The 6,792-nt window shown below is 63.2% G+C and carries 9 protein-coding genes and 1 riboswitch; of the genes, 1 reads left to right on the top strand and 8 read right to left on the bottom strand.

The window, feature by feature from the left end; translation table 11 throughout:
• Position 1 precedes the first annotated feature (1 nt).
• From BM070_RS10550 to BM070_RS10590, 8 genes are all read right to left on the bottom strand, one after another.
• Positions 2-526 carry an RNA polymerase sigma factor gene (locus BM070_RS10550; protein ID WP_068629668.1) on the bottom strand — a complete coding sequence of 175 codons (525 nt, stop codon included), beginning with the start codon at positions 524-526 and terminating at the stop codon, positions 2-4.
• A 36-nt stretch (positions 527-562) separates the two neighbouring features.
• Positions 563-940, bottom strand: a complete 378-nt coding sequence (locus BM070_RS10555) for a COG4315 family predicted lipoprotein (protein ID WP_068629666.1) — start codon at positions 938-940, stop codon at positions 563-565.
• Between the two features lie 79 nt (positions 941-1,019).
• The gene (locus BM070_RS10560) at positions 1,020-1,871 is read right to left on the bottom strand and encodes a 2,3-bisphosphoglycerate-dependent phosphoglycerate mutase (RefSeq protein ID WP_082754863.1); all 852 of its coding nucleotides are present in this window, start codon (positions 1,869-1,871) and stop codon (positions 1,020-1,022) included.
• A gap of 59 nt (positions 1,872-1,930) precedes the next feature.
• Entirely contained in the window at positions 1,931-2,722 is a 792-nt protein-coding gene (locus tag BM070_RS10565) for an ABC transporter permease (RefSeq protein ID WP_092939534.1), read from the bottom strand.
• Positions 2,719-3,333: an ABC transporter ATP-binding protein gene (locus BM070_RS10570; RefSeq protein WP_068629660.1), complete on the bottom strand. Its 615-nt coding sequence runs from the start codon at positions 3,331-3,333 to the stop codon at positions 2,719-2,721. The genes BM070_RS10565 and BM070_RS10570 overlap by 4 nt, the downstream gene beginning before the upstream one ends.
• Positions 3,334-3,368: 35 nt before the next feature.
• Positions 3,369-3,728, bottom strand: coding sequence for a DUF190 domain-containing protein (locus BM070_RS10575; protein WP_092939535.1), 360 nt, complete (start codon positions 3,726-3,728; stop codon positions 3,369-3,371).
• Between the two features lie 490 nt (positions 3,729-4,218).
• Positions 4,219-4,650 carry a hypothetical protein gene (locus BM070_RS10585; protein WP_139222795.1) on the bottom strand — a complete coding sequence of 144 codons (432 nt, stop codon included), beginning with the start codon at positions 4,648-4,650 and terminating at the stop codon, positions 4,219-4,221.
• Complete coding sequence (locus BM070_RS10590; protein WP_092939537.1) at positions 4,647-5,984, bottom strand: voltage-gated chloride channel family protein; 1,338 nt, start codon at positions 5,982-5,984, stop codon at positions 4,647-4,649. The genes BM070_RS10585 and BM070_RS10590 overlap by 4 nt, the downstream gene beginning before the upstream one ends.
• Before the next feature lie 81 nt (positions 5,985-6,065).
• Positions 6,066-6,138, bottom strand: a riboswitch (Fluoride riboswitch).
• Positions 6,139-6,539: 401 nt separating this feature from the next.
• Between BM070_RS10590 and BM070_RS10595 the strand changes: the two genes are divergently transcribed.
• Positions 6,540-6,792, top strand: a 253-nt coding sequence (locus BM070_RS10595; RefSeq protein WP_139222796.1) for a transposase, incomplete at its 3' end; no start/stop codon positions are given.

The following is a 6,792-nucleotide window of genomic DNA, read 5'->3' on the forward strand; positions in this document are numbered from 1 at the left end:
GTCACTTGATCCTGCGCAGGGGCGCGGCAACTTGGGCTGATGGCGCGCGGCCTTGCAGTTCCTGTCGCAGCTTGTCACGGCCGCGCGCCAGGCGGGACATCACCGTGCCGATGGGCACGCCGAGCACTGCGGCGGCTTCTGCGTAGCTTAGTTCTTCGACTGCGATGAGCAGCATCACCTCGCGTTGCTCCACAGGCAACCGCTGCAGGATACGGTCCAGATCGCGGACCTCAATGCCGTCGGACTGGCTGGCACGCTGCGGGATTTCGGGCAGGTCGTCGCCCGCGCTGTCCTCGGGTCGGCTGCTCCTGGCGCGTACACCGTCGATGAAGTGGTTGTGCATGATGCCGAACATCCAGGCGCGGATGTCGCCGCGTTTCTGCCAAAGCGAGAACCGGCTCCACGCTCGCTCCAGCGTGTCCTGCACCAGGTCGTCGGCCCGAGTGGTATCTGCCACCAGCCCGCGCGCGTAACGGCGCAGGCTGGGAATGCAGGCGACGATCGCGGCTTCGTCCTGTGCGCGCATGGGATGAAGCGTCGTGCTCTCTGCGGTTCTGGTCGATCAGGGCTTGATGACGTGCCAGACGTTCTTGAAGTTGTCGCCGGTCATGTCGCCGGCCTTCATGTCGGACTTGTACAGGTACACCGGCTTGCCCTTGTAGGCCCATTGCTTGGTGCCGTCGTCGCGCGCGACGATGGTCATGTCGCCTTCAGGCTTCGCGTCCGCTTCTGCCATCACCGGCGGCCACAGTCCGGCGCACGGGCCGTTGCAGGCACTCTTGCCGCTGCCCGCCGTGTCGTTGTCGAAGGTGTAGAGCGTCATGCCGCTGGTGTTGACCAGCATGCCGCCGGCTGTCTTGACCGGAGCGGCGGCCATAGCGGCGCCAGAGGCGAGCGCGGCGAGCGCAAGAATCAGGGTGGGCAGAAGGGAAGATTTCATGGGAAGTCCTGTGGAAGATGGAATTGGTCAGAGTTGACATCCAGACAGACGCTTGGCCGCCTGCGTTTATTCCGCTGTCTCAAAGAATTTTTGAGATGGGCGCCAGCGCAGATGGCTGCCAGATGCATTGCAGATGCAGTGTGCGACCAGCGCCTGACTCATAGGCACGCATTTCGCCGTTGGCGATCTCCAGGCACGAGACCGCTTGTTCACTGAGTTCTTCAAGCTGCATCACCAGCGCCCGCAGGCTGTTGCCATGACCGACGACAGCTACCGTTTGGGCCGACGCCAATGATGGTTCGATCAGTTCCTGCCAGAGCGCGGTCACCCGCAGAACGGTTTGCGCGAGTGATTCCGCCAAGGGCAGGGGTTCCAGCCCTGCGCAGGGTGGTTCCATCGATGGATCCGTCGCCACCCGATCGACATCGTCCTGAGTCCACGGCGGCGGTACCGCGCGGTACGACCTGCGCCAAGCTTGCACCTGATCGGCACCGTACCGCGCGATGGCTTCGGCCTTGGATGACCCCGTCAATGCACCATAGTGCCGCTCGTTCAACCGCCAGTCGGCTGTGCGTGGCGCCGATGGACTTCCCGCTGCGAGCAGCAAGCAGTCGACAGACCGTATGCAACGGACCAGCATGGAGGAGAAGACGCGGTCGACGACCAGACCTGACCGCCGAATCGCACGGCCGGCCTCCTGCATCTGACGCACACCCCGCGGCGTGAGACCCACGTCGGCCCAGCCGGTGAAACGCTGTGCCAGGTTCCATTCGGACTCACCGTGTCGGATGAGCAGCAGTTGCACCTGCGATCGTGGCGCCGACACGTTCAATTGCCCTGCCTGTCGGCATGCGGATCCGGTGGCGTGGGTGTTCTCAGCCGAGCCATTGAACGTCGCAGATGCGGCGGCGATGCCCAGGCGAGCGCACAAGCAAGGTGCCTGTTCATGATCTACTTTAGATTCGGGATTTTCGAAACATGATCTGAGTGTTACTTCAGTCGATCTGCGCGCAGGCGCTGTCGGTCGTCGGTGACAACCCTCGCCGCCAGATAGACCGCGCCCGCCGACGCGAGACCGCCGGCGCCTGTGAGCAGGAAAAGCAGCAGGATCTGGTATTTCACGGCCTCGAGTGGATCCATGCCGGCCAGCAACTGCCCCGTCATGATGCCGGGCAGCGTGATGACACCCGCGGCCGACATCTGGTTGATGATCGGAATCATCCCGCGGCGGATCGCATGGCGGATCGGTGCGGCCAGCGCTTGGTGGATGCTGGCGCCGAGCGCCAGCTGCGCCTCGATCGCCGGGCGCCCGGTGCTGATGCCTTCGAAGAAGCTGTCGAGACCCAGGCTGGCCGAATTGAGCACACTGCCGAGCACGATGCCCATCAGCGGGATGGCGTAGCGCGGGTCGTACCAGGGCTGCGGGCGGATCGCCGTCATCAATGCGAGCAACACGGTGGCGATGCTCGAGAAGCCGACGACCACCGCCGCGATGCGGTAACTCCCGGCACCCTTGAGACGCCGAGTTGGACGCACTGCGACTTCGCGCGCGGCCGCCAGCAGCATGAGCGCGACGATCCCGAGAGTGGCCGCCGGCGACGCCGCCTGGAACACGAAGCGCAGCACCAAGCCGACCAGCAGGAGCTGGACGACCATGCGGGTAGCGGCCCAGAGCACCTGCCGATGCAACTGCAGGTGCAGGAGCACGGACGCCAGGGCGTTGATCAGCACCAGCAACGTGGCGAGCGCCACGTCCGTGGCGTGAAGATGGATGGTGCTCATGGCGCGTGCAGCTTGCCGTCGCGCATCTCGAAGTGGCGATGGCTCATCCGCACAGCCTGCTCACGCGAGTGCGTCACCATCACGATGCCGAGGCCGGAGCGGAGCTGTTGCAGAAGCAGGGATTCAATCGCCAGCGTGGAGGCGCCGTCGAGCGAGGCCGAAGGCTCGTCGAGCAGCAGCACGTCGGGCTCCCGCACCATCGAGCGGACGAGCGCCAGGCGTTGACGCTCGCCGGTCGAAAGGCGTGCGATGTCGGCGTCCAGCAGGTCCGGGCCCAGCCCGAGCGCCGCCATCAGTTCGGCGACCCGGCTCGACGCGGCAGACGGGAAGTGGGCTGCCGGCGTTGACGCCCACCAAGCGGGTTCGGCTGACTGGTAGATCACACGACCTCGCCACGCCGGCGCTGCAAATGTCTCCCGGCGTTTCCCGGCCAGGTTCACGCCGCCGGTGCCGGGGTCCATGTCGGCGATCAGGCGCAGCAGGACGCTCTTGCCCGATCCTGATCTGCCGAGCACGCAGACACATTCGCCGGCGTTCAAGGCCAGATCGAACGGACCGCCGAACGGCGACGCAAGACCGGAGATCGCCAGCAAGCAGTTGTCGACAGTCATTCGTAAACGGTCCTCGGCGAAGGTCAACGCTGCGGTCAATCGCCGGCATCAGCGGCATCACCGGCCGACGCGGGCGGCGTTGCTTTGCCGATCCGCCCGTAGACCATTGGCACCTGGATGTAGAACACCGTGACCGGCTCAAGCGCAATCGCTGCAAGCAGTCGTTCGGCGACCTCTTCCGTGGCCGATACCGTCACCGCCACAGGCTGCTGGGCCAGTTCGAAAAAGTGAGTGGAATGCATTTTTCCGGCGGATCCGAAACCCGTAGCCGCGCCCATCAAGCTTCCGCCCAACGCACCGTTGTCCTTGGCAAATTGCAAAAGCCAGTCTCCCATGGGGGTGTGGTCGTGTCGATGTTCCTGCTCGGCAAAGAACGTGATCTGGAAACCCTTCATGATGAACTCCTGGTGAGCGTGAACGAAAAAGAGAAGCCGATGCCATGACTGGCACTCTCATGAGACGCGTGTCGATGGCGGCACTGGCGGTCGGCACGATTGGGCGTTGGTTGGCGACTCCGACTCGCCGTCGGTCATTGGAAGCTCGCAAGCGAAAAGAACGGCCCGCACCTTGCCCAACTCCTCCGCGTGCTCCTGCATGAAGGTCCGAAGCCGAGTTTCAGAGTCAAGCAACTCCAGACATTGCAGATGTCGCAAAGCATGGTCTTCAAGGTGGTGGTGCGTGAGCCGCTCCCCTGGCAGGTAGCCCGATCCGATCGGGTACAGCAAGGCTTGTTGAATACCCGAGCGACGAGCAACCTCCAACAGATGCTGCGCCAGCGCGGGCGCGCCCAATCGGTGCCACAAACGCGTGGCCTTGGCGCGGCTGTTGGAGGGAAAGTACAGACGCAAACGGTCAGGTCGTACGTAGGAGTGGGGGCCTGAGTCGTCATGACTTCGTCTCCTCCAAAACAACGTCCCGCTTCTCCTGCTTCTGCTTGCGCCGGAACTGAGCCATGTCCGCCTGCCGAGGGTTTTTGGGCAAGGATTGGCAATGCTTGCCGTGGCGGACGCGCTGCGCGTGGCAGATGAACGCGCGTAGCTGCATTTCGGTGTCAATCAGCTCCAGGCACTGCGAATGCAGTATGTGGGAGCCGTCGATCTGATGATGCGTCACGCGCTCTCGTTTGAGGTGGCCCGATGCGACGTGGTAGAGCAGCGCCGACTGCAGGTGCGCGCGCTTTGCCGAGGCCAACAGTTGCTGCGCAAGCCCTGGAACGCTCAGGTGGTACCAGATACGGGTTGGGTTCGCATGGCTGCCGGCTGGGAAATACAGCTGCAGTGCCATCACCGTCGACGGATAGTTTTCAGCGCGACTCATGAGTGGTCATCTTTGGTTGCGGAGACGTGCTGGGTCTGCTGCTTTTTACGGAATTGCGGGACATCGGCGATACGCAGTTCCTCCGGGGGACCGCCATGGTGTTTGATGTGACCGACGCGCTGTGCGTGGTAGATCCCGGTGTGGCCGGAGCAGAGGTAGCTGGTGATGCAGCCGATGGCTGCGAGCGGTCCGATCTGCGGCCCAAACAGTTCGATTGCCATGACGATGGTGGCCAGTGGCGTGTTGGCCGCGCCCGCGAACACGGCCACAAAGCCGATGCCGGCGAGCATGGCGAAGGGCAGCTGCAGCATGGGCGCCAGGGCGTTGCCCAAGGTCGCGCCGATGTAGAACAGCGGCGTGACCTCGCCGCCCTTGAAGCCTGTGCCGAGCGAGGTGACGGTGAAGGCCAGCTTGCCAAAAAAATCCCACGGCGCCGAAGGTTCCTGGAAGGCGTTGACGATGCTAGGAATGCCCAGCCCGATGTAGCGATGCGCATCGAAGCCCGCTCTGCCGAGAGCCCAGAGGGCGAGCGCGATCACGATGCCGCCCAACATCGGGCGCAGCGGCGGATAAAAGATCCATCGCTTAACAAGCCCTCCGAGCTGGTGCGTCGCAGTCGCAAACACGAGGCCGACGAGACCGAAAATCACACCAGCGATCACGACGGCTCCAACGCTCCAAGGCGTAACCGCGACCACCTTTCCGATCGCGTAGTGCATGTGGTGCACGCCCCAGGCCATGCCGACCTGATCGGCCACGATGCCAGCGACCATGCAGGGAAATAGGGCGTCGTAGCGCATCCGGCCAATGGACAGCACCTCAAGGCCGAAAAGTGCCCCCGCCAACGGGGTCCCGAACACGGAGGCGAAGCCAGCGCTGATGCCCGCCATCAGCAGGATGCGGCGATCGGCAGGCTGCATTCGAAAGACGTGCGTGAGCTGGTCCGCCAGTGCGCCGCCCATCTGCACCGCCGTCCCCTCGCGACCCACGGACGCGCCGAAGAGATGTGAAATGACGGTGCCGCCCAGGACGAGCGGGACCATGCGCAGCGGCACGACCTTCTTCGGGTCGTGGATCTCGTCGATCAGCAGGTTGTTGCCGGCCTCGACCTGCTTGCCAAGCTTGAAGTACACCCAGCCGACCGCGCCGCCAGCGAGCGGCAGCAACCAGATGATCCAACGGTTGGCCTCGCGCCAGGCGGTGGCGCGGTCGAGCGCGAAGAGGAAAAGTGCGGAAGCGCTGCCGGCCAGGAAGGCCACAACGGAGGCAATCACGAGCCACTTGCCGATGTACGGCAGCAGGTCGAATTGTTCAGGTCGTCTAAATCGGCTCATGCGGGTCAAGGAAACGAATCAATCGGCCTGACCAAGCAAAGAATCTGAGCGCGAACGCCTACAGCCCTGTAATGTGATCAGGTGTCTGTAGGCATCATTAGCCCCGGGCGATGCCAGGGCGGTTCACGGAAGGAATGCCATCTCCGTCGGGAAATTATAGCGAAATGGACTGGAAAAAGTAAAACGGCGCGGCATGCGGTTGAGGCAGCTTTCAGATCACAAGGCAAACATCAACTCGGCGAGTCATGAAGAGGTCGTATTTGCAACATACCCTGCCTGACATTTACGTCACCTGGGGCCGCTGGTGCAGGGAGCATCGCACTCGCCGGCAGCAATGGCGACGTCAGGAACGTTGATGTGGGCGACGCCGCACAGTAGGGGTGTTCATCCGAAATAAGCCGTCAGCCGTCAGCAAAGGGCAGCTACCCCGCCTAGAGCAGACACTGATCGGCCGACGGTCGCCGGCAGCAATCGCTGGAGGCTGTGTGAAAACCCTCTCGCGGCCTGCCGAGTGCGCCAGTAAAGTCTGGCGACATATTGAACACCGAGATCAATATGCCCAGATACATCGAGGGACAGAACCGGCATCAGGTCATATTGCTGCCAGAGAGCCTGGATGACTTCATTGCACAGGACAACACGGTTCGAATCGTTGATGCCTTCATCAACGAGCTGGACCTGGTGGCTCTGGGGTTCCATGGTGCAACACCGGCTGCAACCGGCAGGCCCTCGTACCATCCCGCAGTGCTCCTGAAGCTGTATCTCTACGGCTACCTCAACCGCATCCAGTCCAGTCGCCGGCTGGAGC

Source organism: Paracidovorax wautersii (assembly GCF_900113035.1).
Lineage (GTDB): Bacteria > Pseudomonadota > Gammaproteobacteria > Burkholderiales > Burkholderiaceae_C > Paracidovorax > Paracidovorax wautersii.

What these genes read in the sequence shown, in the direction of transcription:
- BM070_RS10550 (WP_068629668.1), bottom strand. Translation starts at nt 526, where the DNA reads ATGCGCGCACAGGACGAAGCCGCGATCGTCGCCTGCATTCCCAGCCTG.
- BM070_RS10555 (WP_068629666.1), bottom strand. Translation starts at nt 940, where the DNA reads ATGAAATCTTCCCTTCTGCCCACCCTGATTCTTGCGCTCGCCGCGCTC.
- BM070_RS10565 (WP_092939534.1), bottom strand. Translation starts at nt 2,722, where the DNA reads ATGAGCACCATCCATCTTCACGCCACGGACGTGGCGCTCGCCACGTTG.
- BM070_RS10570 (WP_068629660.1), bottom strand. Translation starts at nt 3,333, where the DNA reads ATGACTGTCGACAACTGCTTGCTGGCGATCTCCGGTCTTGCGTCGCCG.
- BM070_RS10575 (WP_092939535.1), bottom strand. Translation starts at nt 3,728, where the DNA reads ATGAAGGGTTTCCAGATCACGTTCTTTGCCGAGCAGGAACATCGACAC.
- BM070_RS10585 (WP_139222795.1), bottom strand. Translation starts at nt 4,650, where the DNA reads ATGAGTCGCGCTGAAAACTATCCGTCGACGGTGATGGCACTGCAGCTG.
- BM070_RS10590 (WP_092939537.1), bottom strand. Translation starts at nt 5,984, where the DNA reads ATGAGCCGATTTAGACGACCTGAACAATTCGACCTGCTGCCGTACATC.